This window comes from Pseudomonas sp. App30 (assembly GCF_047947025.1).
GTDB lineage: Bacteria > Pseudomonadota > Gammaproteobacteria > Pseudomonadales > Pseudomonadaceae > Aquipseudomonas.
This window is the reverse complement of sequence record NZ_CP133165.1, coordinates 5,999,512-6,024,507: the sequence shown is the minus strand read 5'-3', so window position 1 is coordinate 6,024,507 and position 24,996 is coordinate 5,999,512. Positions and strand designations below refer to the sequence as shown.

The window sequence follows — 24,996 nt, the reverse complement described above, 5'->3', positions numbered from 1 at the left end:
CGCTTCAACCATCGACTCGGTTGCCCTCAAGCCATTCCTGGGTCACGCGCAGCAGCTCGGCTTCATCCTGCAACCGCTGTTGCTCCCTGAACCAGTCATAGATCTGCAGTTCCACGCCGTCGCTCAGGGTGATGCGCAAATGCTGCGGCACCCCCTCGGCGTTGCGCCAGGGGATGGGCGCCTGCAGCAACGGTGAGGTAAATTCGCCCAGCACCGCCACGGCTTCCTCCAGGTCGGCGCCCGACAGGTCGAAACTGTCGACGATGGTAGCAGCATCGAAGGCTGGGTCCTGCAGATTGGCCGCCTCGCTGGTCGCATCGAGAAAGGCCGTCAACACGTTGTCCCAGCGCTGCTGCACTGCCGTGAACGGCGCGGGCCGCACCTGCCGCCAGTAGCGGTTCCAGAACGGTTGCTGCACCAACCAGTCGCCGAAGGCGGCCGGGGTGTCCTGCATCCGCACCGCAGTTGCCACGCGTGCAATCATGGCCTCGGTGGCGTGGGCGGCGTACAGGCGCGGGGGCTGGGGTAGCAACCGCAGTTCGGTGACCAGGGCATGGCGCAGGTAGAGGCGCATCTCGACCTCGTCAGGGGTGTAGTCCAGCAGGTCCTCATCGCTGATGTCGTCCAGCGGCTCGAGCGGCGCTTCCGGGCCTATGCCCCATAACCAGGTGCGCCGCCGCTCGCGCGCCGCCTCGATCAGCCGGGCCAGGTCGTCCACCAGGCGCTGGCGGAACAGCCGCCAGCCCAGGTGCGCCAGCGGATCGATCATCGCCTCGCCCCCTTCGATGGCCGACGACGCCGCCTGCCAGGCCTGCAACGTGGTTTCCAGTTCGTCCACCAGGGTGCTGATGCCGTCGCCGCAGGTGTCGATCACCAGGTCGGCCTGGGCGAGCAATTGCGTGCGCAAATCCTCCAGGCCCAGGCCATCGCCGGGCAGGGCATCGGCGGCAGGCACCACCGCGTCCACCAAGGCCCACATGCGCCGGCGCACGCCGTTCGGGTCCAGGGTGTAGCCATGGGTATTGGGCACCTGGTCCAGCACCCGATAGAAATTCTGCGCTTCGGGCAGCAGGCGGTCGGCCTCGCTGCGGGCGACCAGGTCTGCGGCTGCCCCTTCCAGCCAGCCGCGGCTCAGGGCCGGCCGTGGCGCAGGGGCCAGCTCGGGGCCGACAATCCCGATGCGCGCAGCGCGCAGGGTAGCCAGGCTTTCGGTCGACCATGGGTTGCCGTTGAAATTGACCATGATATTGTCGCCCAGGCCTGCCAGCACATCGACTGGCAGCGGCCCCACGTCGACCATCTGGTTGTCGCCCAGGTTAATGTCCCGCAGCTCCATGGGGTTGCGTTCAAGCAACGTGTCCAAACCGGGCGGCATGTCCAGCAGGCCGCTGTTCCACAAGCCAAGGGTACGAAGCTGGTGGAAGCTGCCAACGTCCGGCGGGACGATCAGGAAGTTGTCGCTCAGGTCCAGCCAGCGCAGGTTTACCAGCCTGGCCAGCGCTGCCTGCCGTGTGGCGTTGAGGTCAACCCAGGTGCGGCGCAGGCGCAGGTCGACAAGGGTATCGAGCTCGCCGAGCACCTCGAATGCCGCGTCATCCAGCGTAATGGCGTTGCTCGACAGGTCGAGCCAGCGCAGTTCCCTGGCACGCCGCAACGGGGCCAGCGCCGTGGCGCTCAAGGCACGGGGCTGCGGCACGCCCTCTTCAACCGTGGTGCGAAAGGCAAAGTCCAGCTCCAGGCGGGCGATGGCACTCTCGCGCCCTTCAGGGAACAGGCCTTCGAACACATCATCAGGCATTTCCAGCACATTGCCGTCCAGCCGCACCACCCGCAGCCGCTGCAGGCTGCCCAAGGCCGCGGGGATTTGCGTCAGGCGGTTGTCGCTGAGGGCCACATCGGTGACGTTGGGAAACTGGCGCAGGAAGGCCGAAGGGTCCTCCTCCAAGGCCAGGCGAGCCATACCCAGGCTACGGGCGTACGGGAACTGGGCAGTGAGCACTGGCAGCTCACCCACGCCCCGCCAGCCACTGAGCCTGAGATGACGATTTTCCCAGCGCCAGACGCCCAGCAACTCCTGGCGAAAGTGGATGCGCACGGCGCCCTGGTCCGGGCTGGTATTGGCCAGCATCCATTCGTCCAGGCTGCGTTCAAGCACCCGCAGCTCCTGCTCCAGGCCGGTGAGGGCCACCTCGAAATCGACATGGCGTGAGCGGATCCAGGCGAACAACTCTTCCTGATTATTTTCGCCGACCCAGGGAAACAGGCGCCGCACGCGCATACGCTGCCACCAACCCGCCTGGCCACGGCCGCTAAGCACATAGCCGATGTGCTGGCCTTGGCGCGTCGGCGCCTGGAACCATGGCCGCACCCGCCGCTGGCCCAACAGCAAGGCGGCGCGCTCGCGACGGGTGGCCGCCTGGCGCAACAGCTGCAGGCGCAGACGCTTGGCGGACGAGATATCCATGGCCTGGCGCACCGCCGGCGGCAAGGCCTGGGCGATGACCTCGAAGAGGTCCTGGGCCGGCGACAGCGGCTGCGCCTGCGTATCGAACGCCTGGTACACGCCTTCGCGCCTTACCACGCGGATGACCTGGCTGGCGGCTTCCGGCTCCGCCGCGGCCAAGGGTGACAACGTTTCACTCACCAGTTCGAAGCGGATATCGGCTGGCCAGCCAGCCAGGGTGTCGAGGAAGCCGAACACCAGCACATCGCGGTCCGGCGACGGCCGACGGCCATCCACCAGGCCTTCCATGGCGCGATTCAAGCGCAGCTCGCGCAGCTCCAGGCGTGCCTGCTCACCCAGGCGGGTGGGCACCTTGCCGGCAGAACTCAGCTGCTGGAACTCGACTTCAGTGGCTTGAACGGCAATCTCGTTGGCAACGCGCACCGGCAGGCCGGGAAAATCCCGCCGCAACGGTTCGGCAGCGGGCAGCAACCGTGGTTGCTGGCGCGCGACAATGCCCGCCACGATCTCCACACGGGCACGCTCGGCCTGCAACGCCAGTGCATCGGCGAGGGCGGCAGCCTGGGCGTGGATTGTGGTGCCGAGGACCTGGGGCAATAGCTCGGCGCGTTGCCCCGGCGTCAACTGGCGCAGTACCTGCGGGGCCACCTCACCGGCCAACCAGTCTTCACGGCGCAGGACCACCCGCCCACCGCCCTCACCCGGCAGCCGGTAATCCAGCACGCGCCCATCCTCCAGGGCAATGCTCAAGCCCAGGCTGCGAGGCCACGGCTGCAGCCGGGCAAGCAGCGGCATCACATAGTCACTGCCCTCGCCCAGCGGCCGCTGGCCGGCCAGTTGCTCCACCAGCACGTCCACCTGGCGCTCGCCGCGCAGCCGCGTCAAGGTGTCTTCCAGCAGCGCTGGCATGGGCGCACGGTTGACGTGCAGCGCGCGCAGCTCGCGGTCGGCCACACCGCAGGCACGGCGCATGCGGAACAACTCTTTGTCGGTGAACCCGTCGGTCAGCGGCCCGAAACGGCGCATCAGCGTCGCCCCTTCCCACTGCAACGGATCCTCCAGCACATGCTGCCAACCACCGCCGCCGTTGTGCCGCAGCACCGGGCGGTAGCGCCCGGCCAGCCTGGGGTGTTCCAGCAGCCACTGCTGACTGCGCGGGTCCCAGGCCTGCTGGTACAGCTGGTCATCCAGGGTAATGTAGTGGCCACCGTTGATCTCGTACTGGCCCTGGGCGTTGGGCTGCAAGGCCGCCGGCAGTGCCAGGTCGCTGGCGTAGGGCGCAAGGTCAGGGTGAATCAGGCTGGCTGCGCCGCTGCTGTCCGCCACCGGCACCAGGCTTTCCATGAACGGCGAGCGCGCGATGGCCACGCCGCCCAGCACCCCCGCCGCCACCATGGCCAGGCTCTCTGCCACGCTGGCGAAGTGCGCCATGGCCTCTTCGGTCTGGCCGTGCTGCCAGTCATCGACGCCCACGCACAGGTCCCGAACCAACTGCTCGGCGCCTACCACCGCCATCAGCGCACCCACCCCGGGCACGGCGAAGGCCGCCAGGTTCAGCAGGTTCAGGCCCGCGCTTTGCCACCAGGCCACCCGTGCCCGGCGCGCCTGCTCATCGTGCTGGGCGGTGGGCACCATCTGCGCGAGGGCGTTGCGCTGCACCAGGTCGACGTACATCTTGAACAGCACCCGCGTCAGGCTGATTTTCTGCCCCGGCAGCACCAGGCCGATGTCAGCCTCGGGATCCGGGGTGCCGGGACGCGGGAACTGGCCTGGCAGCAGCACCGGCGGCGGTGTCAGGCTGTTGTTCAGCCGTTCGAAGAAGCCCGACGCCCGCTGATGGTCGAGGAATCGTTCGAAGTAGCGCTGGTAGCCACGGTCGCGCAGCTTTTCGCGCAGGGCGTGCTCGAACGCCGTGCGGTTGGGGTACTGCTTCAACGGCTGGTCGGGGTCGCCAGGCAAATACACCACGCACGGCCCCGGCACCTTGTCCACGTAGCGGCGGCTGATGCACAGGGCGCCCAGCAGCTCCACCGGCTCGTGATAACGCGTGCGCAGCAGCCTGATCTTTTCCACGTAGGCCTTCTGCCCATCCCACATCGGCACCTGGTTGGCCGATTGCGGCTGGGTGAATTGCAACAGCATCTGATAAGCCGTCTCGGACAGGTCACCTTTCATGAATGCTGTGACCGCCTCCACTTCCAGGCGGTCGCGCAGGTGGAACTTGAGCAGCGTGCGCTGCTTCTGCGGCGCCAGGTCCTGGCTGGGCGCCTTGTAGCGGCCAACGCCGCAAACGGCCTCGATGTGGGCCTGGTAAAGCTTGCCCAGGTCCAGGCTGCGACACAGGCCGGCAAAGGCATCGGGCGTAAGGTCGACCACCTTCGATTGCGGGTAGGTGTAACGCAAGGTGCCTTTGTCGGTGATCTCGAAGGTGAACACGCCCACGGGCAGGATCACCGAGCCACGCTCGAAACCGCCAGACTGCGCGTCGCCAGGGGCGAAATTCTGCATCGCCGCCTCCAACAGCGTCTGGTGTTGGGGCCGCAGGCGGCTGTACAGCGCGTCCACGTCGCGCGTCATGCGCACTAGCTCATGCTCGATGGCGTGTAGCTTCAGCGCCGGGTATTGGCGGTCCAGCTCGGCCTGCAACAAGGGCGCGCAAAAAGCCGCTGGGGCCTGCAACCGCGCCATCAGCGGCCGCGCGGCGGCGGTCGAGCGAAAGCTCACGCCACTGCTGTCGAAAAAGCGCTGGCGCAACGCCGCTGGAGCGTGCACCAGCCACCCTGGAAGCGCAGCTTCAATCAGTGCGCGGTGGGGGGTGCGTTCGTCGGGGAGTAGATCAAGGGACATGCCGGTAGCTCCATCTGCCGGGCCTGCCGTGGAAGTACGGCAGGCGGGGCAGCAGTGAAGCAGTTCACCGGGCAGGCAATGGCATAGATAGTTAGGCGGCCTTCGACGCGGCGCGGCGCCGCTGCTACAGGGGCTTGTCGTCACCTTCGCACAGCGAGGCCGGCGGCGCCTGGGCAATGCGTGCCAGCCCGGCGTTGACCTGGGCCGGCACGTTCAGGCCATTGCCGCCAGGCTGCGTCCGGCACGCTACCACTGCCTACGAAAGAAACGCTTACGATTATTTCCATTCCTTCAGGCAAGGTTTGGATACCCTGCCGGCCCATTCGGGGAGCTCATCACCCTTCCATCACCGGCACACCGGCCTTGTCTAAACCGTACTTTATAGACTACAGTGGCATCATTGAAAAAGATCGAATCCAGCAAATTCCGATCCTGGCTTACCAAGCTGAAGGACGACATAGGTCGAGCCCGTATTACCGCACGGATCAACCGACTGGCAGAGGGGCTACCTGGCGACGTTGCTTCGGTCGGCCAAGGGGTGTGGGAATTACGTATTCATTTCGGGCCCGGCTATAGGGTGTATTTTCACCAGCAAGGCGACACATTTATCATTTTGCTTTGCGGTGGTGACAAGGGAAGCCAGAGCCGTGACATCGAGGCGGCCCAGCAAATCCTGCAAGCGTGGAGAGCACAACATGACTGAGACCTTCAAAGACTTTGATCCCGCTGAATACCTCACCACGCCCCAAGCGATTGCCGAGTTCATGAACGACGCCCTGGAAACCGGCAATGCCGGGTACGTCGCGAAGGCCCTGGGCGTGGTGGCGCGCGCCAAGGGCATGACCGAATTGTCGAGGGAGACCGGCTTGTCGCGGGAACAGCTTTACCGCTCATTCAGCGATCAGGGAAACCCGACCTTGAAAACCTTGTTGGCAGTAATGAAAGCCCTGGGAATTGATCTCGCCGCGCGCCCACACAGCGCGACCTGATCAGGACCGGTGCAAGCGTGGGCTTTCATGTAGCAGCTGCCTCCATGCGCCCGGGGCTCAACGCCCCTTGAACCGCGCCTCGCGCTTGGCGATGAACGCCGCCATGCCTTCTTTCTGATCCTCGGTGGCAAACGCCGCATGGAACACCCGACGCTCGAACCGCACGCCTTCGCTGAGGCTGACCTCGAAGGCGCGGTTGACGCTTTCCTTGACCATCATGGCCACCGGCAGCGACTTGGCGGCGATCTGCGCGGCGCAGGCCATGGCTTCCTCCAGCAACTGCTCGGCCGGCACGATGCGCGCGACGATGCCGGCGCGCTCGGCCTCCACCGCGTCCATCAGGCGCCCGGTAAGGCACAGTTCCATGGCCTTGGCCTTGCCCACGGCGTGGGTCAGGCGCTGGGTGCCGCCCATGCCCGGGAGCACGCCGAGCTTGATTTCCGGCTGGCCGAAGCGCGCGGTATCGGCGGCCAGGATGAAGTCGCACATCAGCGCCAGTTCGCAGCCGCCGCCCAGGGCAAAGCCGGCTACCGCGGCGATCATCGGCTTGCGCCGGTTGGCGATACGGTCGGTCTCACTGAACAGGTCGTCGAGGTAGATCTGCGGGTAGGTGCGCTCGGCCATTTCCTTGATGTCGGCGCCGGCCGCAAAGGCCTTGGCCGAGCCGGTGATGACGATGCAGCCGATGTCACGGTCCGCGTCCAGCACGTCGAGGGCCTGGTTCAGCTCACTGATCAACTGGGCGTTGAGCGCGTTCAGCGCCTCGGGCCGGTTGAGGGTGACCAGGCCGACACGGCCACGGGTTTCCAGCAGCAGGGTGTGGTACGCCATCAAGCTCTCTCCTTGTTATAAGTTGCGCGCAATGACCATCCGCTGGATGTCGCTGGTGCCTTCGTAGATCTGGCAGATGCGCACGTCGCGGTAGATGCGTTCCAGCGGAAAGTCATTGAGATAACCATACCCACCCAGGGTCTGCAACGCGTCCGAACAGACCTTTTCGGCCATTTCCGAGGCGAAAAGCTTCGCCATCGATGCCTCCACCAGCGCCGGCTGGCCGCCATCGCGCAACGCCGCCGCGTGGTAGACCATCTGCCGGGCGACGCTGATCTGCGTGTGCATGTCGGCCAGGCGGAAAGCCACGGCCTGGTGTTCGAGCAGCGGCTTGCCGAAGCTTTCGCGTTCGCGAGCGTAGTCGCGCGCCACCTCGAACGCGGCGCGGGCCATGCCCACCGCCTGGGCGGCGATGCCGATGCGCCCACCCTCGAGGTTGGCCAGGGCGATCTTGTAGCCCTGCCCCTCGCTGCCCAGCAGGTTCGCCGCCGGTACGCGCAAATCCTCGAACACCAGCTGGCAGGTGTCGGACGCATGCAGGCCAAGCTTCTCCTCCACCCGCACCACCTGGTAGCCGGGGCTGTCAGTGGGCACGAGGAAGGCGCTGATGCCGCGCTTGCCCGCCTGCGGGTCGGTGACCGCGAAGACGATGGTCATGCCGGCGTTGCTGCCCGAGGTGATGAACTGCTTGCTGCCGTTGATCACGTAATGATCGCCGTCGCGGCGGGCACGGGTGCGCAGGTTGCTGGCGTCGGAACCGGCCTGGGCCTCGGTGAGGGCGAAGGCGCCGAGCATGGCGCCGCTGGCCAGGGGTTGCAGGTAAAGGGCCTTCTGCGCCTCGGTGCCAAAGTTGAGAATGGGCACACAGCCCACCGAGTTGTGCACGCTCATGATGGTGGAGCAGGCGCCGTCGCCGGCGGCGATTTCCTCCAGGGCCATGGCGTAGGCCAGGTAGCCGGTGTCACAGCCGCCCCACTGCTCGGGCACCAGCATGCCGAAGAAGCCCAGCTCGGCCATCTCGGCCAGGGCTTCGCGGGGGAAGCTGTGGTCGCGGTCCCACTGGGCGGCGAACGGCCGCAGGCGCTCCTGGGCGAACTGGCGGGCGGCGTCGCTGATCTGGCGTTGTTCGTCATTGGCTAGCATGGCAATTCCTTAATAGACGCATTCGATGGCCACGGCGGTGGCTTCGCCGCCGCCGATGCAGATGGCGGCAATGCCGCGGTGCAGCTGGCGTTGGCGCAAGGCGTTGAGCAGCGTCACCAGGATGCGCGCGCCCGAGGCGCCGATGGGATGGCCCAGGGCGCAGGCGCCGCCGTGCACGTTGACCTTGGCGTGGGGTAAGTCCAGGGCCTGCATGGTCACCAGGGTGACCACGGCGAAGGCCTCGTTGATCTCGAACAGGTCGACCTCGGCCAGGTCCCAGCCGGTGCGTTTGACCAGCTGTTGAATAGCGCCGATGGGCGCGGTCGGGAACAACCCCGGCGCGTCAGCGAAGGCGGCGTGGCCATGGATAATCGCCAGTGGCTGCAAGCCACGGTGGCGCGCTTCGCTCTCGCGCATCAACACCAGCGCGGCGGCGCCGTCGGAGATGGAACTGGCGTTAGCGGCAGTCACCGTGCCGCCCTCGCGGAACGCCGGCTTGAGGCTGGGAATCTTGTCCAGGCGCGCCTTGGGCGGCTGCTCGTCGTCGCTGACCAGCCGGGTGTCCTTGCCCACCCGCACGCTCAGCGGCACGATCTCGTCCTTGAACTGGCCGTTGGCGATGGCCTGCTGCGCGCGGGTCAGCGAGGCGATGGCGAAGTCGTCCTGCTGCTGGCGGCTGAAGCCGTTGGCCTGGGCGCAGTCTTCGGCGAAGGTGCCCATCAGCCGGCCCGGCTCGTAGGCGTCCTCCAGGCCGTCGAGGAACATGTGGTCCAGCACCCGGCCGTGGCCCATGCGATAGCCGCTGCGGGCCTTGTCCAGCAGGTAGGGAGCGTTGCTCATGCTTTCCATGCCACCGGCCACCACCACGCTGGCGCTGCCGGCCAGCAGCTGGTCGTGGCCGAGGATGACCGCCTGCATGCCCGACCCGCACATCTTGTTCAGCGTGGTGCAGGGCGTCGCCTGGGGCAGCCCGGCGCCCAGCGCGGCCTGGCGTGCCGGGGCCTGGCCAAGGCCTGCGGGCAGCACGCAGCCCATCAGCACCTGGTCGACGGCGTCGGGCGCCAGGCTCGCGCGGCTGACAGCGGCGCGGATGGCCTCGGCGCCCAGCTGCGGCGCGGTCAGGCTGTGCAGGTCGCCTTGCAGGCCGCCCATGGGCGTGCGCACGGCGCTGACGATGACGATGGGGTCGTGGTTCATGGTGCTCTCCTTCATTTCGCGGCCATGCGCAGGGCGCCGTCGAGGCGGATCACCTCGCCGTTGAGCAGGCGGTTTTCGAGGATGTGGCGCACCAGCGCCGCGTATTCGCTCGGCTGGCCCAGCCGTGGCGGGAACGGCACGCCGCCGGCCAGGGAGACGCGCACCTCGTCGCTCATGCCGGCCATCATCGGCGTCTCGAAGATGCCTGGGGCGATGGTCATCACGCGGATGCCGAAGCGCGCCAGCTCGCGGGCGGCCGGCAGGGTCATGCTGACGATGGCGCCCTTGGAGGCGGCATAGGCGGCCTGGCCGACCTGGCCGTCGTAGGCGGCGATGGAGGCGGTGTTGATGATCACCCCGCGCTCGCCGTCCTCGCCCGCCTCGGCCTCGGCCATGGCCGCGGCGGCCAGGCGCATCAGGTTGAAGCTGCCGACCACGTTGATGTCCAGCAGGCGGCTGAAGCTGTCGAGGGCGTGGGGGCCCTGCTTGCCGAGGATTTTTTCGCCGGTGACCACGCCGGCGCAGTTGACCAGGCCGTGCAGGCCGCCGTAATGGCTGAGCGCCAGTTGCACGGCGGCCTCGGCCTGGTCTTCGCGGCGGATGTCGGCCACCGCGCAGCGGCTACGGTCGCCCAGTGCCTGGGCCTGGGCGGCCACGGCGTCGGCGTTGAGGTCGACCAGCACGACGTTGGCGCCGGCCTCGACGAGCATGCGCGCAGTGGCGGCGCCGAGCCCCGAGGCGGCACCGCTGACCAGGAAAGTCCGTTGGGCAAGTTGCATGGAGCGCGTCCTTATTGTTGTTGGCGTCTCCCTGAAATATGGCCCCGCCCTGCCCGCGCGGCAATGGCCAAAGCGCTCAGCCGGGGTGAGCGGTTTGGCCAGTACCGGCCAGGATCAGGCTGCGGTATTGGCCGGGGCTTGCCCCCGACCATTTGCGGAAGGCCTTGTAGAACGAGCTGGCATCGGCGAAGCCCAGGCGCTCGGCGATGCTCTCGAACGACAGCGGCGCCTCGGCCAGCCAGGCCATGGCCAGCTCGCGGCGCACGCTGTCCTTCAGGCCCTGCCAGGTCTGCCCTTCCTCGGCCAGGCGGCGGCGCAGGGTGGCCGCCGACAGGTGCAGCTGGCGCGCCAGCTCCTCGGCCTCCGGCCAGCTGTGCGGCGGCTGCGCGCGCAGCTGCTGGCGCAGGCGCCGGGCCAGGCTGTCGGGGTCGCGGTACTTGACCAGGATGTTGGCCGGGGCGCGGTTGAGGAAGCGCTGCAGCTCTTGCGGCGTGCGCCGCACCGGCAGGTCCAGGCAGTCGGCGGCGAAAATGATGCGCGTGCGCGGCCGCTCGAAACGCAGGTTGTGCGAGAACATCACCCGGTAGTCGTCGCAATAGGCCGGCGCCGGGCCGCGCAGCTCCACCGCCAGGATGGGAATGCGCCGCCCGGCCAACCAGCAGGCCACGCCGTGGACGATCATCCAGTAGGTGAAATAGGTGAACGCGCGGCGCGGTGGCAGCGCGGCGTCGTCGATGACGATAGCCGCCAGGCCGTGCTCGCGCACCAGCTGCGCGGGCAGGTCCTGGAGCATCAGCGACAGGAAGCCCAGGGCGCTGTCCAGTGCCGCCGCCAGGGCCGGCTGGGCCATGGCGCCGCGGCACAGGAACGCCAGGCTGCCGGAGCGCAGCGGGCGTGGGTCCATGCCGAAAAACTCGTCGTCCCGGCGCAACGCCAGGTGGCGCCACAGCCGCGCGTAGAGCAGCACCGGCACGCGGGCGTCGGCCTGCTGCAGCAGCGCCGGGTCGATGCCGACTTCCGCCAGGAAGGCCACGGGGTCGACGCCGCTTTGCTGCAAGGCTTCGCGGACCATTTGCATGGAGATGGTGTCTTTTTGCGCCATGGGCGAACTCGTCGGACGGATAACGCATCCTACCCCATCGCGTAGCCGCTGCCGAAGGCTGCGCTGGCCCTGTGCCTCACGGCAGATTTGTAGTGCACATGAGGGCCAGCGCAGCCTGGCGGCAGCGGCTACGGTGCGGTGGTGGTTTCGGACTTGGGGCCCGGCGCGGTAAAGTCCAGCCTACCGCTCCCCTGCAAGGACCACCCATGCTGCGCCTGCCCGCCTTCCTCCTCACCTGCCTGCTCGCCGGCGCCACCCACGCCGCCACCCAGGCGCCGGTCTACGGCCCGGAGCTGCAAGGCTTCGACTACCCCTACCCGCTCAAGCATTTCGAATTCGACTCCCAGGGCAAGTCCCTGCAGATGGGCTACATGGACGTGCCCGCCAAGGGCCATGCCAACGGCCAGACCGTGCTGCTGATGCACGGCAAGAACTTCTGCGCCGCCACCTGGGGCACCTCGATCAAGGCGCTGACCGAGGCCGGCTACCGGGTGGTGGCCGCCGACCAGATCGGCTTCTGCACCTCCAGCAAGCCCGACTACTACCAGTACAGCTTCCAGCAGCTGGCCAACAACACCCACGCGCTGCTGGCGTCCCTGGGCGTGGACAAGGTCACGGTGCTGGGCCACTCCACCGGCGGCATGCTGGCCACCCGCTACGCCCTGCTCTACCCCGACCAGGTGCAGCGCCTGGCCATGGTCAACCCCATCGGCCTGGAAGACTGGAAAGCCCTGGGCGTGCCCTTCCGCACCGTCGACCAGTGGTTCGCCCGCGAGGCCAGGCTCAACGCCGACGGCATCCGCAACTACGAGCGCAGCACCTATTACGCCGGGCGCTGGAAGCCCGAGTTCGAGCAATGGGTGACCATGCTCGCCGGCCTGAACGAGGGCCCGGGGCACAACCTGGTGGCATGGAACTCGGCGCTGATCTACGACATGATCTTCACCCAGCCGGTGGTCTACGAGTTCAAGGACCTGAAGATGCCGACCCTGCTGCTGATCGGCGACGCCGACACCACCGCCATCGGCAGTGACATCGCGCCGCCCGAGGTGAAGGCGCGCATCGGCCACTACGCGGTGCTGGGCAAGCAGGTGAGCCAGGTCATCCCCCACGCCACCCTGGTGGAGTTCCATGGCCTGGGCCACGCCCCGCAGATGGAAGAACCCGAGCAATTCCACAAGGCCCTGTTGGCCTGGCTGTCGAAAAACTGACCTTCAAGGAGCAAACGCCGTGCGCATAGCCGTGATTGATGACTGGCAGGACGTGGCCAGTGACGTGGTGGATTGGGCGCCGTTGCAGGCGCTGGGCCAGGTGGATTTCCTGCCGGACTACCCGGCGGACACCGACACCATGGTGGCGCGCCTGGCGCCCTATGAGGTGATCTGCGTGATGCGCGAGCGCACGCTGTTCGACGCGGCGCTGCTGCGTGGCCTGGGCAACCTCAAGCTGCTGGTGACCGGCGGCATGCGCAACGCCGCCATTGACCTGGCCGCGGCCAAGGCGCTGGGCGTGCAGGTGGTGGGCACCGACAGCTACAAGCACGCCGCGCCCGAGCTGACCTGGGCGCTGATCATGGCCTCGACCCGCAACCTGCTGGCCGAAGCCACCTCGCTGCAGGCCGGCGGCTGGCAGATCGGCCTGGGCGGCGACCTGCACGGCAAGACCCTGGGCATCCTCGGCCTGGGCAGCATCGGCCAGAAGGTGGCGAACTTCGGCAAGGCGTTCGGCATGAACGTTATCGCCTGGAGCCAGAACCTCACCGCCGAACACGCTGCCAGCGTCGGCGTGCAGTGGGTGAGCAAGCAGGAACTGTTCGCCCAGGCCGACATCCTCAGCGTGCACCTGGTGCTCAGCGAGCGCACCTGCGGCCTGGTGGACCGCGAGGCGCTGGGCTGGATGAAACCACGGGCGCTGCTGGTGAACACCGCGCGCGGGCCCATCGTCGACGAAGACGCACTGGTGGAGGCCCTCAAGGCCAACCGCCTGGGCGGCGCCGCGCTGGACGTGTTCAGCGTCGAACCGCTGCCGGCCGGCCACCCGTTCCGCACCCTGCCCAACGTGTTGGCCACGCCCCATGTGGGATACGTCAGCGCCAACAACTACCGGCTGTTCTACAGCCAGATGATCGAGGACATCCTCGCCTGGCACGCCGGCGCGCCCATCCGCCTACTGGCCTGACCACACCTGGGCCTCGGTCCAGCCCAGCTCGGCGAAGTCGCGGGCGCGCAGGTGCGCCTCGCCCTCGCAGAAGAACTCGTCGAGCTGCGGCGGCTTGATGTCGGTGTCGGCCAGCATGGCGTGGACCTGGCCGCGATGGTGCACCTGGTGCTCGAACAGGTGCGCCAGCAGGCGCACGCGGGTGTCGCGCTGGGTGCGGTCGGGGCGCAGGATGATCACGTGGCGGCCCAGGCTGTCGTCCTTGAGCAGCTGGCAATAGGCGATCAGCCGGTGGTCGGCCTGGGCCTGCTCGCGGTGCAGGGCCAGGCAGGTGTTGAACGGCTCCTCGGGCTCGAAGAAGCGCTCGCTGTCCAGCTCCGGGGCATCGCCGCCCTGTTCGCATTCCAGCGCCTGGAGGTAGAACCAGTCCACCGTGAGGATGTGATTGAGGGTGGCCTTGATCGACGGAAAGAAGCTGCTGCGCGGCGCCAGGAACTCGTCCTGGCTCAGTTGCAGGCAGGCCTTGTACAGGCGGTGGTTGGCCCAGCCGTTGTTGTAGGCCTGGGCCAGCAGGTAATGGGACAAGGGGTCAGCCATCGCGTGCTCCTCCTCAGCTGAAGCGTTGCAACTGCATCTCGCGCAGCCGGCTCAGGGTGCGCCGGAACGGGAATGCCAGGTACCCTTGAGTGTAGAGCGCATCCAGCGCCACCCGCGCCTCGATATACAGCGGCACCTTGCGGTCGTAGCACTCGTCGACCAGGGCGATGAAACGGCGCACGCCGTCGTCGTTGGGCGACAGCTGCGGCAGCTCGCGGTCGCCGGCCACCACCCGCTCCGCGCCGTCCTCGGTGCCGCGGGCGATTTTTGCCGCGCGCTGCTCGGCGCCCAGGGCCGGTACTTCGCCCAGCAGGATGGCGCTGAAGCGGTCGCACAGCTGCATGAAGTCCATGGCCGCCCACGGCTGCTCGCACAGCTGCGCGTAGGTGCACCACAGCACGTGTTCACTCGCCCGCACCACCGGCAGCTGGCGATAGCCCACCGCCAGCGGCTGCGGCGAGGCCGCTTCGTCGCCCCTCAGCGCCTCGAACGTGCTGGCCAGGGCACCAGGATCATTGACCCAATAGCGCTGCAGCGCGGCGCCGGGGTGCAGGCGGTGGTCTTGGTCGCCGTCCACCGCCACCACCTGCATGTGCGCCTGGATGGCGCGGATGGCCGGCAGGAAGCGCTCGCGGTTGAAGCCGTCGGCGTAGAGTTGGTCCGGCGGCTGGTTGGAGGTGGCGACCACCGTCACCCCGGCGTCGAACAGCGCGGTCATCAGCCCGCCGAGGATGATGGCGTCGGCAATGTCGGTGACGAAAAACTCGTCGAAGCACAGCACGCGGATGTCCTTGGCCAGGCTGCCGGCCAGCACCTTCAGCGGGTCGCGCACGCTGTCCAGCTGGAACAGGTGCTGGTGTACCCAGGCCATGAAATGGTGAAAGTGCTGGCGCCGGGCGGGCACGGTCAGGCAGCCGTGGAACAGGTCCATGAGCCAGGTCTTGCCGCGGCCCACCGGGCCCCACAGGTATACGCCGGGGCACGGCTGGCCGGCTTCCACGGCGGCGAAACAGGCCTGTAACGCCTGGGCGGCACGGGCCTGGGCGGGGTCGTCGGCGTAGCCGCGGGCGCTGATGGCTTGCTGGTAGGCGGTGAGTGGCTCAAGCATAAAACGTCCTGGTCGGATGCGAAAAACACCGCGCCGTAGCCGCTGCCGCAGGCTGCGCTGGCCCTGTGCCTCACTGGAAATCCACAGTGTACATGAGGGCCAGCGCAGCCTGGCGGCAGCGGCTACGGGCTCATTGTTGCAGCCCTACTTTAAGCAGCTGGCCGTCGTCCGCATCGGTGAGCACGTAGAGGAAGCCGTCCGGGCCCTGGCGCACGTCGCGGATGCGCGCCTTCAGGCCGCCCAGCAGGCGCTCCTCGTGGCTGACCTTGTCGCCGTCGAAGGTCAGGCGGATCAGTTCCTGGTCGGCCAGCGCGCCGATGAACAGGTCATGCTGCCAGGCCTTGAAGCGCTCGGCGTCGTAGAACGCCATGCCGCTGATGGCCGGGGATTTCGCCCAGACGTGCAGCGGGTCCTTGGCGCCCTTGAGCGTCTTGCCCTGGGCCTCGGGAATCGGCGCCAGGTTGTAGTTGATGCCGTGGGTGGCCAGCGGCCAGCCGTAGTTCTGCCCGCGCTCGATGACGTTGATCTCGTCGCCACCGCGTGGCCCGTGCTCGTGGGTCCACAGGGTGCCGGTCCAGGGGTTCAGCGCCGCGCCCTGCTGGTTGCGGTGGCCGTAGGACCAGATCTCCGGGCGCGCGCCCTTCTGCCCCACGAAGGGGTTGTCGTCGGGCACGCGGCCGTCGGGGAAGATGCGCACCACCTTGCCCTGTAGCTTGCCCAGGTCCTGGGCGGTGGGCCGCTGGTTGTTCTCGCCCAGGGCGATGAACAGGTAGCCGTCGCGGTCGAACACCAGCCGCGAGCCGAAGTGCTCGCCGGTGGACAGCTTGGGCTGCTGGCGGAAGATCACCTGGAAGTTGTCCAGGCGGGTCAGGTCATCGGAGAGCTTGCCGCGGCCCACGGCAGTGCCGGCCTTGCCGTCCGGCCCGGCCTCGGCGAAGGACAAATAGACCAGGCGGTCTTCCCTGAACTGTGGCGACAGTGCCACGTCCAGCAGGCCGCCCTGCCCGTGCGCCCACACGCTGGGGCCGCCGCTGATGGGCGCCGACAGCTTGCCCTCGGGGCTGACCACCCGCAGGGTGCCCGGGCGCTCGGTCACCAGGAAGCCCTTGTGGTCGGGCAGGAAGGCCAGGGCCCAGGGGTGGTGCAGGCCCTCGGCCACCGGGGTAACGCTCAAGGGCCCTTGTTCGCTGGGGTAGGTGGCAGGTGCCGTGGCGGCGTGTACGGCGAGGGGCAGGCTTAGCAAGGCACTCAACAGAATCTGACGAAGCATGGGCTATTCCTTTCAGCGGTTGTCATCGCGCGCGGGGCGCTGGCTGTCGAAGTCGGGCTTGGCGGGGGTGCTGCGCAGGTTGTTGCCATTGCCGATGCCGCCGTTCTGCAACGTCGGCGGGTTGGGGTTGACCTGCTGGCGCAGGGCTGGCGAGGTGGGCGTGACCGGGCGGGTGCCCTGCATGCTGTTGGGGTTGGCGCGGCGCACGGCGCTGTTGTAGGGGTTGCTGGTGTCGGCCCAGGCGCTGGCGGCCGTGGCGGCCAGCAGCAGGGCGAGGATGGGCGGTAATGCTCGCATGGTGCCTTCTCCCGTTGACGAATCCTGACTATAGGCCCATTGGAACCGCTGCCTGGGTGAGCGTTCGATGAAACCTGCGTCAGAGTCGTAACATTTTGTGGCCAGCATCGGGCTACTGCGGCGAACGCGAGGGCTTGGTGGTGGTCTGACGCAGACAACAACACCTGTCTCGAGAATGTGAACATGCGTCGATTCGTACTGCCCGCCCTGCGCCACTACCTGCTGCTGATGCTGGTGGTGGGCCTGAGCGCCTGCGCCCTGCTGCCACCCCAGGACCCGATCAACATCAACGTGGTGGGCATCGAGCCGTTGCAGGGCCAGGACCTGGAAGTGCGCTTCGCGGTAAAGATCCGCCTGCAGAACCCCAATGAAGACAGCTACACCTACAACGGCGTGGCCCTGAACCTGAACGTCAACGGCCGCCCACTGGCCTCGGGCGTCAGCAATGAAAGCGGCACCCTGGCGCGGTTCTCCGAAACCATCGTCACCGTGCCGGTCAGCGTCACCGCCTTCAGCGTGCTGCGCCAGACCCTGGGCCTGAGCCAGACCCAGTCGCTGGACAACCTGCCTTACGAGCTGCACGGCAAGCTGGCCAACGGCGTGTTCGGCACCGTGCGCTTCAGCGACCACGGCACCCTGTCGCTGGCGCCGCTGGCGGGCGACAGCGCGCCGCAGCCGTCGCAGAACCCGTACAAGAACAGCCGTTGGCCTGCCGCCACCCCTTGATTACACTGCGGGGACTGACACGGAGTCCCCGCCATGCCCCCTGAGCTGCACACCGAACGCCTGCTGCTGACGCCGCTGCAACTGAGCGACGCCGCCGACATCCAGCGCCTGTTTCCCCAGTGGGAAGTGGTGCGCTACCTCGACAGCCACGTGCCGTGGCCCTACCCCGCCGATGGCGCCCTGAGCTGGGTGCGTGATTGCGTGCTGCCGGCCGTGGCCGCGGGCAAGCAGTGGGAGTGGGCGATTCGCCTGCGCAGCGCGCCGCAGTCGTTGATCGGCTGCATCGGCCTGATGGATCAAACCGACAACCACCGGGGCTTCTGGCTGGCGCCCGCGTGGCAGGGCCAGGGCTACATGAGCGAGGCCTGCAGCGTGGTGACCCACTACTGGTTCGAGGTGCTGGACCGGCCCGTGCTGCGGGTGCCCAAGGCGCTGGCCAACACCGGCTCGCGACGGGTGTCGGAGCGCGAGGGGATGCGGCTGGTGGGTGAAGCGCAGGGCGAGTTCGTGTGCGGGAGGCTGCAGCGCCAGTTGTGGGAATTGCGCCGCGAGGAGTGGCGACGCGGCCTTGTGGCCGCTGCTACAACAGGTTCATGACGGCGACGCGGCCGTCGGCCGCTGCTACAGGACCTGTAGCAGCGGCCAAAGGCCGCGTCCAGCGATCATTGATCGCGGTACGGCATATCTTCTTCCGGCCCCAGGTACACCGGCACGCGCCAGCCCACTTCACGCAGGGAATGCTGCACCTGGTTCTCCACGCCCAGCAGGGTGGCGAAGATGGCCATGCGCACGGCGATGCCGTTGTCGGTCTGCTTGAAGATGGCCAGGCGCGAGTCGTGGTTCAGGTCCACGCTCAGGTCGTTGGCGCCCGGGCGCGAGTCGCGCGGCAGCGGGTGCATGATCAACGTGTGCGGGCCGCAGGTGGCGTTGACCAGGGCCTGGTTGATCTGGAAGTCGGCGCTGTAGCCTTCCAGGGTCTCGTCCTGGGCGAAGCGCTCTTTCTGGATGCGCGTGGCGTACACCACGTCGGCGCCCTTCAGCGCGGTGTGCAGGTCGTGGGACTGCTCCACGTGGTGGCCGTGGCTGGCCAGGTATTCCACCAGGTGGGTCGGCAGCATCAGCGACTGCGGCGACACCAGGGTGATGCGCAGGTTGCGGTACAGCGCCAGCAGCTTGCTCAGCGAGTGCACGGTGCGGCCGTACTTGAGGTCGCCGGCGAAGACGATGTGCGCGCCGTCGATCAGCTTGTCCAGGCGCGAGAACTCGCGCTGGATGGTGTACAGGTCCAGCAGCGCCTGGCTGGGGTGCTCGCCAGGGCCGTCACCGGCGTTGATCACCGGCACGTGGGTGGCCTGGGCAAATTCGGCGACCGCGCCCAGGTCGGGGTGGCGGACCACGATGGCGTCGGCATAGCCGGCGATGACGCGGCTGGTGTCGTGGATCGACTCGCCCTTGGCCATCGACGAGAAGGTGAAGCCGGTGGTGTCGCACACCGAGCCGCCCAGGCGCGCGAACGCCGAGCTGAAGCTCAGGCGCGTGCGGGTGCTGGCCTCGAAGAACAGGTTGGCCAACACCGCGCCTTCCAGCACGCGGGTGGTCTTCTGGCGGCGGGCGATGGGTTGCATGATATCGGCCACGCGCAGCAGGTCTTCCACCGAGTCGCGGGTGTAGCCGTCCACGGAAAGCAGGTGATGGCCCATTTCGCTGTTGGCGGCGTGAACGTGTACACCCTGTGTATCCAGCGCCACACCTTTCAGAATCTCCAGCATGAAGCGCTGGGCGATGTCGGGCATCTTGCGCATTTCCGGCGACTCGTCCGGCAGCAACCAGCTGTCCAACGCCCGGCGAGACACGCCAATGCGCTGCGCCAGGGCGTCGCGGGTGAAGTTGAGGCGGCGCATGGCATCGCGCAGGAAGACTTGCTGGGACATGGAGGGCGGACTCGGCTGGATATACACGCTGCGGATTATCCGCGCGTGCCTTGATCAGCGCAAGCGTGACCTGTGGGAGCTGGCTTGCCAGCGAGCTGTTGAGGCCCAAAAGCTCGCTGGCAAGCCAGCTCCCACACAATCAAGGGCGACTCAACAACGCCAGGCGCACCGCCAGCATGGTCAGCACCGTCGCCAGCCCCAGCGACTGCACCTTGGCCCAACGCCCGTTGGCCGCCAGCCGCCGGTAAATAGCCGCGCCGAATACCGCCAGCAACGAATGAAACACCGTGGCGGTCAGCGCCAGCATCACCCCCAGCTGAATCAGCTGCCAGCCCACCTGGCCGCGCGCAGGCTCGACGAATTGCGGCAGGAACACCATGAAGAACAGCAGCGCCTTGGGGTTGAGCAGGCTGTTCAGCGTGGCGGAGAACAGGATGCGCGCCAGCGGCAGTTGCTCGCCGCGGTTCAACGCGCCCAGGCCGCCACCGCGCAGGGTCTTGAACGCCAGCCACAGCAGGTAGAGCGCCCCGGCGTAGCGAATCAGGTCGAACGCCGGCGGCCAGCTGGCCACCAGCGCGGTCACGCCCGTGGCAGTCAGCACTGCCAGGCTGAGGTCGGCGATGGTGATGCCCAGCGCCGCCATCAAGCCGCCGCGCCAACCGCGGGCGATGGCCTGGCTGAGCACGAAGGCCATGTTCGGCCCCGGCGAGAGCAGCAACAGAATTACGGCCAGGAAAAACACTGGCAGCGTATCGAGGGAGATCATGATGTCGCGTCCTTGCCCTGGAAATTGAACCGCCAGCGTACGCGTGACGGGGCATGACGTCCCATAACAGTGAGGGGCAATTTCACCCGAGCAGTCGAGTTTCATTTTCCATGGGTTGACGCCGCCGCTCGGCATGGGGCACCGTAACGCCATGAACAACGCCCTGCGCACCACCTCGACCTGCACCACCACGACCGCCACCGGCGGGCCGTGCGGCGAGGCGTGAGCAACACCTGACACGCAACACCCAAGGCCCCGCCAGCAATGGTCGGGGCCTTTTTTGTGCCGCACCGGCGCTGGTCATTTCAAGGAGCAACACCATGGCTGCATTGAAGCTCAACCGCCCCGCCCTGCTGATCGTCGACGTCCAGGTCGGCCTGATCCACGGCCCGCAAAAGCCCTGGCAAGGCGAACGCCTGCTGGCCACCATCAACCAGGTCATCGCCCAGGCCCAGGCCGCCGGCGCGCCGATCCTGGCGGTGCGCCACACCGGCCCCGCCGGTTCACCCATCGCCCAGGGCAGCCCGTTCTGGCAGGTGGCGCCCGAGTTGAACCTGGCCCACGGCAACGTACGGCTGTTCGACAAGCAGGCCTCCAGCGCCTTCCAGGGCACCGACCTTGAGCAGTGGCTCAAGGCCGAACAGGTGGAGGACCTGGTGATCGTCGGCCTCAAGACCCAGTACTGCGTCGACAGCGCCTGCCGCGCCGCCGCGCAGCTGGGTTTCAAGCCGGTGCTGGTGGCCGACGGCCACAGCTGCATGGACACCGACCTGCTGGCCGCCGAGATGATCATCGCCCACCACAACCAGACCCTGCACGGCCCGATCGCCCGCGTGGCGGCGGCGGCCGAGCTGCAGTTCTGAGCCACTGGCGATAAAAAACCTGCTTGCAGGCAATGAAAAAACTGGCCTGCAAGCCCCCCACGGCAGCCCCTGGGGTTGGTATTGTTCCAGCTGGTCTGGAGCCGTGGTACGCGACTTGCTGGTTGCCTGCCACTTGCCAACATCGAGGTCCGCCGTGGCTGCCTACAACCTGCGTCAACTGAAGTACTTCATCACCACCGTCGAATACGGCAGCGTCGCCGAGGCGTCGCGCAAGCTGTACATCGCCCAGCCGTCGATCTCCACCGCCATCAAGGCGCTGGAAGACAGCTTCGGCGTGCAACTGCTGATCCGCCATCACGCCCAGGGCGTGTCCCTCACCCCCAGCGGCGCGCGCTTCTACCGCAAGGCCCAGGAACTGCTGCGCATGGCCCGCGAGTTCGAGCAGAACGCCCTGGCCGATAATGACGTGGTGGCCGGGCAGATCGACATCGGCTGCTTCGAGACCGTGGCGCCGCTGTACCTGCCGCAGCTGATCGCCGGCTTCAGCGCGCTCTACCCCGGCGTCGAGATCCGCATCCGCGACGGCGAACAACAGGAGCTGGTGCAAGGCCTGACCTCGGGCAGCTTCGACCTGGCCATCCTCTACAAGCACGACCTGGACAGCACCATCGAAACCGAGCCCCTGATGCCGGCCCAGCGCCCCTACGCCCTGTTGCCCGCCGACCACCGGTTCGCCCAGCAGGCCCAGGTGTCACTGCGCGACCTGGCCACCGAACCGATGATTTTGCTCGACGTGCAGCCCAGCCGTACCTATTTCGTCAGCCTGTTCGAAGAGCTGGGCCTGACCCCGCGCATCGCCTTCAGCTCGCCGTCCATCGAGATGGTCCGCGGCATGGTCGGCCAGGGCTTCGGCTTCTCGATCCTGGTCACCCGCCCTCACTCGGAATGCACCTACGACGGCAAGAAGGTGGTGTGCGTGGACATCGTCGAGGACGTCACCGGCTCCGGCCTGGTGGCTGCCTGGCTCAAGCGCGGGCAACTGACCAAGCCGGCGCAGCTGTTCGCCGACTACTGCCGCGAACAGCTCACAGCCAAGGCAACCGCCGCGCGCCCCGCCCCGTAACAGCAACTGTTATGCATTCACTTCCGGGCACCGCGGTGTTACCGACGCAGCCTGGCGGCAGCTGCTACAACCTGTGGGAGCTGGCTTGCCAGCGAGTTGTGGGGCCATAAAAGCTCGCTGGCAAGCCAGCTCCCACAAGGGAAAGCAGCTATCATGCTTGGCATCCGGCCCTAAAAGGATTCCAGCCGCCCAATGCCGTTCTTCGCCAAAACGCCACGCCCGCCCCGCCCCCTGCGCCTGCTGGCCCCTTGGCTTGCCGGGGCGCTGCCGCTGGTACTGGGCCTGGGTATTCTGTACTGGCAGGCCGAGCGCGACCTTGCGGCCAACGCCCAGGACACCGCCGAGCAGGCCCTGGCGCAGTTCGACCTGATGCTGGACAACGTTGCCGAATCCGCCAACGCGCTGCTGCCCCTGGCTGGCCAACCCTGCGCCGACGCCACCCTGGCCCTGCGCGAGCAGGTCACCCGCCGGCCCTTCGTGCGCTCCACCAACCTGGCGCTCGACGACCACCTGTATTGCAGCTCGCTGTTCGGCGAGTTCAGCGAGCCCATCAACCCCGGCGACTACGTCGACGGCCACCTGTGGCTGATGGACGGCAACCCGGTCACCCCCGGCCACGCGCTGCTGGTGTACCGCGCCTTCGATGACAACCAGACCGCCCTGGCGACCCTGGACGGCTACCACCTGGCCAACGCCCTGCGCATGATCGGCCGCGAGCAGCCGGTGCTGCTGCAGGTGGGCAACAGCTGGCTGGCCCCCGACGGCCAGGTGCACGACGCCCCCGTGCCGGCGTTCCCGGTAGCACCCACGCACCTGGACTCCAGCCGCTACCCGCTAAGCGTGAGCACCGGCTACCCGGCCGGCGAGCCCTGGCGCTGGGTCAGCGCGCAATACCCCTTGCTGCTGGCCCTGCTGGTGCTGCTCGGCGTGTTGGCCGGCGGCCTTTGCCGCTGGCTGCTGAACCGCCCGCAGTCGCACCGCGCGGAAATCGCCCGGGCGCTGGAGGCCGACGAGTTCCTGCCCTATTACCAACCGGTGGTGCGCAGCCTCACCGGGCGCTGGTCCGGCGCCGAGGTGCTGATGCGCTGGCAGCACCCGCGCGAAGGCCTGGTGCCGCCGGACCTGTTCATTCCCTTCGCCGAGCACTCGGGGCAGATCGTGCCCATGACCCGCCGCCTGATGCGCCAGGTGGCCGAGGACCTGCGCCCCCACGCCGAGCTGCTGGAAGACGACTTCCACCTGGGCATCAACATCAGCGCCGAGCACTGCCAGGACCTGGCCCTGCTGGACGACTGCCGCGACTTCCTGCAAGGCTTCCCACCGGGGCGCATCACCCTGGTGCTGGAACTGACCGAACGCGAACTGATCCGCCCCAGCGCCGTCACCCACCAGCTGTTCGAGGCCCTGCACAACCTGGGCGTGATGATCGCCATCGACGATTTCGGCACCGGCCACTCCAGCCTGGCCTACCTGCGCGAGTTCAAGGTGGACTACCTGAAGATCGACCAGAGCTTCGTCGCCACCATCGGCAAGGATGCGCTGTCGGGGCACATCGTCGACAGCATCATCGAACTGTCCGGCAAGCTCGACCTGGGCATCGTCGCCGAGGGCGTGGAGGACGAGGTGCAGCGCGAGTACCTGGTGCAGCGGCAGGTGGAGTTCCTGCAGGGCTACCTGTTCGGCAGACCAATGCCCATCGACGCCTTCCTGCAAACCCTGGCCGAAACAACGCCTACCGCGTAGCCGCTGCCGCAGGCTGCGCTGGCCCTGAGCCTTGCTGCAGATCTCCAGCGTACTCAGGGGCCAGCGCAGCCTGGCGGCAGCGGCTACGGTCTCGCAACGCCAGCTTTTGCTCCAATATGGACCACTGCGCCCCATTTTGGTGACACGCCCTGCCCCACAATGAGATCATTGCCGGCCTTACCTGCCCGTTCCACCCCGCGCTCCAGAGGCTCTCTTGTCCAAAGGCATCATTTCGTCCGTCACAGCGTCCAGCCTGTTCGCCGTGATGTACTTCTATACCTCGCTGCTCACCCCGCTCACCGGCGAAGAAATCTTCGGCTGGCGCATCCTGCTGACCGTGCCCTGCGTGACGATGTTCCTGCTGATCACCCGCGACTTCAAGCTGGCCGTGGGCCTGCTCAAGCGCATGCGCGAGCGGCCGATCCTGCTGCTGGGCAGCATCGGCACCGCGTCGCTGCTGGGCGTGCAGCTGTGGCTGTTTCTCTGGGCGCCGCTGCATGGCCGCAGCCTGCCGGTGTCACTGGGCTATTTCCTGCTGCCGCTGACCATGGTGCTGACCGGGCGGCTGGTCTACGGCGAACGGCTGTCGTACCTGCAGAAGGTGGCGGTGGGCTTCGCCCTGTGCGGCGTAGGGCATGAACTGTGGGTGCACGGCAGCTTCGCCTGGGAGACCCTGCTGGTGGCGTCCGGCTACCCGGCCTACTTCGTGCTGCGGCGCAAATGCCAGACCGACCACCTGGGCGGCCTGTGGACCGACATGTGCCTGATGATGATCCCGGCCACCTGGTTCGTCACCACCGGCCCGCTGTCGGCTGCCGACATGCTCCAGCACCCGGCCCTGTACGGCCTGATTCCGGTGCTGGGCATGATCAGCGCCCTGGCGCTGGTGTCCTACGTCATGGCCAGCCGCCTCCTGCCGTTCAGCCTGTTCGGCCTGCTCAGCTACGTGGAACCGGTGCTGCTGGTGGGCGTGGCGCTGCTGCTGGGCGAAAGCATCGCCCGTGACCAGTGGTGGACGTATATCCCGATCTGGCTGGCGGTGGTGGTGCTGATCATCGAAGGCTTCAAGCACCTGGTGCGTTCGCGGCGGCGCAGCATGTAA

The 24,996-nt window shown here is 67.5% G+C and carries 22 protein-coding genes; 10 read left to right on the top strand and 12 right to left on the bottom strand.

Features of this window, described 5'->3' with window-relative positions; genetic code table 11:
- Positions 1-4 precede the first annotated feature (4 nt).
- Positions 5-5,311: a dermonecrotic toxin domain-containing protein gene (locus RAM80_RS27770; protein ID WP_416423583.1), complete on the bottom strand. Its 5,307-nt coding sequence runs from the start codon at positions 5,309-5,311 to the stop codon at positions 5-7.
- Between the two features lie 400 nt (positions 5,312-5,711).
- On the opposite strand from RAM80_RS27770, the gene RAM80_RS27765 reads away from it, so the two are divergent.
- Together RAM80_RS27765 and RAM80_RS27760 are read left to right on the top strand one after the other, a co-directional pair.
- Positions 5,712-6,014: a type II toxin-antitoxin system RelE/ParE family toxin gene (locus RAM80_RS27765; RefSeq protein ID WP_416423582.1), complete on the top strand. Its 303-nt coding sequence runs from the start codon at positions 5,712-5,714 to the stop codon at positions 6,012-6,014.
- Positions 6,007-6,300, top strand: coding sequence for an addiction module antidote protein (locus tag RAM80_RS27760; RefSeq protein WP_416423581.1), 294 nt, complete (start codon positions 6,007-6,009; stop codon positions 6,298-6,300). Before RAM80_RS27765 ends, RAM80_RS27760 begins: the two co-directional genes overlap by 8 nt.
- Positions 6,301-6,357: 57 nt before the next feature.
- On the opposite strand, the gene RAM80_RS27755 is transcribed toward RAM80_RS27760, so the two are convergent.
- The 5 genes from RAM80_RS27755 to RAM80_RS27735 all read right to left on the bottom strand — a co-directional run bounded on the left by RAM80_RS27755 (position 6,358) and on the right by RAM80_RS27735 (position 11,352).
- Positions 6,358-7,131 carry an enoyl-CoA hydratase gene (locus RAM80_RS27755; RefSeq protein ID WP_416423580.1) on the bottom strand — a complete coding sequence of 258 codons (774 nt, stop codon included), beginning with the start codon at positions 7,129-7,131 and terminating at the stop codon, positions 6,358-6,360.
- A 15-nt stretch (positions 7,132-7,146) separates the two neighbouring features.
- Complete coding sequence (locus RAM80_RS27750) at positions 7,147-8,274, bottom strand: acyl-CoA dehydrogenase (protein WP_416423579.1); 1,128 nt, start codon at positions 8,272-8,274, stop codon at positions 7,147-7,149.
- 9 nt (positions 8,275-8,283) lie between these two features.
- On the bottom strand, positions 8,284-9,471 hold the full coding sequence (locus RAM80_RS27745; protein WP_416423578.1) for an acetyl-CoA C-acyltransferase: 1,188 nt from the start codon (positions 9,469-9,471) through the stop codon (positions 8,284-8,286).
- A gap of 11 nt (positions 9,472-9,482) precedes the next feature.
- Positions 9,483-10,250, bottom strand: coding sequence for an SDR family NAD(P)-dependent oxidoreductase (locus RAM80_RS27740; protein WP_416423577.1), 768 nt, complete (start codon positions 10,248-10,250; stop codon positions 9,483-9,485).
- 76 nt (positions 10,251-10,326) lie between these two features.
- Positions 10,327-11,352 carry an AraC family transcriptional regulator gene (locus tag RAM80_RS27735; protein ID WP_416423576.1) on the bottom strand — a complete coding sequence of 342 codons (1,026 nt, stop codon included), beginning with the start codon at positions 11,350-11,352 and terminating at the stop codon, positions 10,327-10,329.
- A gap of 206 nt (positions 11,353-11,558) precedes the next feature.
- Between RAM80_RS27735 and RAM80_RS27730 the strand changes: the two genes are divergently transcribed.
- Together RAM80_RS27730 and RAM80_RS27725 are read left to right on the top strand one after the other, a co-directional pair.
- Positions 11,559-12,563 (top strand): alpha/beta fold hydrolase, encoded by a 1,005-nt coding sequence (locus RAM80_RS27730; RefSeq protein ID WP_416423575.1) that lies wholly within the window; start codon positions 11,559-11,561, stop codon positions 12,561-12,563.
- A gap of 19 nt (positions 12,564-12,582) precedes the next feature.
- Positions 12,583-13,530 carry a D-2-hydroxyacid dehydrogenase family protein gene (locus RAM80_RS27725; protein WP_416423574.1) on the top strand — a complete coding sequence of 316 codons (948 nt, stop codon included), beginning with the start codon at positions 12,583-12,585 and terminating at the stop codon, positions 13,528-13,530.
- On the opposite strand, the gene RAM80_RS27720 is transcribed toward RAM80_RS27725, so the two are convergent.
- The 4 genes from RAM80_RS27720 to RAM80_RS27705 all read right to left on the bottom strand — a co-directional run bounded on the left by RAM80_RS27720 (position 13,519) and on the right by RAM80_RS27705 (position 16,781).
- Positions 13,519-14,106, bottom strand: coding sequence for a DinB family protein (locus RAM80_RS27720; RefSeq protein WP_416423573.1), 588 nt, complete (start codon positions 14,104-14,106; stop codon positions 13,519-13,521). The two genes, RAM80_RS27725 and RAM80_RS27720, sit on opposite strands and share 12 nt — an antisense overlap.
- 13 nt (positions 14,107-14,119) lie before the next feature.
- Entirely contained in the window at positions 14,120-15,214 is a 1,095-nt protein-coding gene (zapE, locus tag RAM80_RS27715) for a cell division protein ZapE (protein WP_416423572.1), read from the bottom strand.
- Positions 15,215-15,344: 130 nt separating this feature from the next.
- Complete coding sequence (locus RAM80_RS27710) at positions 15,345-16,484, bottom strand: PQQ-dependent sugar dehydrogenase (RefSeq protein ID WP_416423571.1); 1,140 nt, start codon at positions 16,482-16,484, stop codon at positions 15,345-15,347.
- A 12-nt stretch (positions 16,485-16,496) separates the two neighbouring features.
- The gene (locus RAM80_RS27705) at positions 16,497-16,781 is read right to left on the bottom strand and encodes a hypothetical protein (RefSeq protein WP_416423570.1); all 285 of its coding nucleotides are present in this window, start codon (positions 16,779-16,781) and stop codon (positions 16,497-16,499) included.
- A 183-nt stretch (positions 16,782-16,964) separates the two neighbouring features.
- Between RAM80_RS27705 and RAM80_RS27700 the strand changes: the two genes are divergently transcribed.
- Both RAM80_RS27700 and RAM80_RS27695 read left to right on the top strand, forming a co-directional pair.
- Positions 16,965-17,507: an LEA type 2 family protein gene (locus RAM80_RS27700; RefSeq protein ID WP_416423569.1), complete on the top strand. Its 543-nt coding sequence runs from the start codon at positions 16,965-16,967 to the stop codon at positions 17,505-17,507.
- A 33-nt stretch (positions 17,508-17,540) separates the two neighbouring features.
- Entirely contained in the window at positions 17,541-18,104 is a 564-nt protein-coding gene (locus tag RAM80_RS27695) for a GNAT family N-acetyltransferase (protein ID WP_416423568.1), read from the top strand.
- Positions 18,105-18,169: 65 nt separating this feature from the next.
- On the opposite strand, the gene RAM80_RS27690 is transcribed toward RAM80_RS27695, so the two are convergent.
- A complete protein-coding gene (locus RAM80_RS27690; RefSeq protein WP_416423567.1) occupies positions 18,170-19,438 on the bottom strand; it encodes an aspartate carbamoyltransferase in 1,269 nt (422 codons plus the stop codon).
- A gap of 139 nt (positions 19,439-19,577) precedes the next feature.
- On the bottom strand, positions 19,578-20,204 hold the full coding sequence (locus tag RAM80_RS27685) for a LysE family translocator (protein WP_416423566.1): 627 nt from the start codon (positions 20,202-20,204) through the stop codon (positions 19,578-19,580).
- A 320-nt stretch (positions 20,205-20,524) separates the two neighbouring features.
- Between RAM80_RS27685 and RAM80_RS27680 the strand changes: the two genes are divergently transcribed.
- The 4 genes from RAM80_RS27680 to rarD all read left to right on the top strand — a co-directional run bounded on the left by RAM80_RS27680 (position 20,525) and on the right by rarD (position 24,996).
- Positions 20,525-21,067 (top strand): cysteine hydrolase family protein, encoded by a 543-nt coding sequence (locus RAM80_RS27680; protein WP_416423565.1) that lies wholly within the window; start codon positions 20,525-20,527, stop codon positions 21,065-21,067.
- 154 nt (positions 21,068-21,221) lie between these two features.
- Positions 21,222-22,151 (top strand): LysR family transcriptional regulator, encoded by a 930-nt coding sequence (locus RAM80_RS27675; RefSeq protein WP_416423564.1) that lies wholly within the window; start codon positions 21,222-21,224, stop codon positions 22,149-22,151.
- A 192-nt stretch (positions 22,152-22,343) separates the two neighbouring features.
- A complete protein-coding gene (locus tag RAM80_RS27670; protein ID WP_416423563.1) occupies positions 22,344-23,894 on the top strand; it encodes an EAL domain-containing protein in 1,551 nt (516 codons plus the stop codon).
- A 214-nt stretch (positions 23,895-24,108) separates the two neighbouring features.
- The gene (rarD, locus tag RAM80_RS27665; protein ID WP_416423562.1) at positions 24,109-24,996 is read left to right on the top strand and encodes an EamA family transporter RarD; all 888 of its coding nucleotides are present in this window, start codon (positions 24,109-24,111) and stop codon (positions 24,994-24,996) included.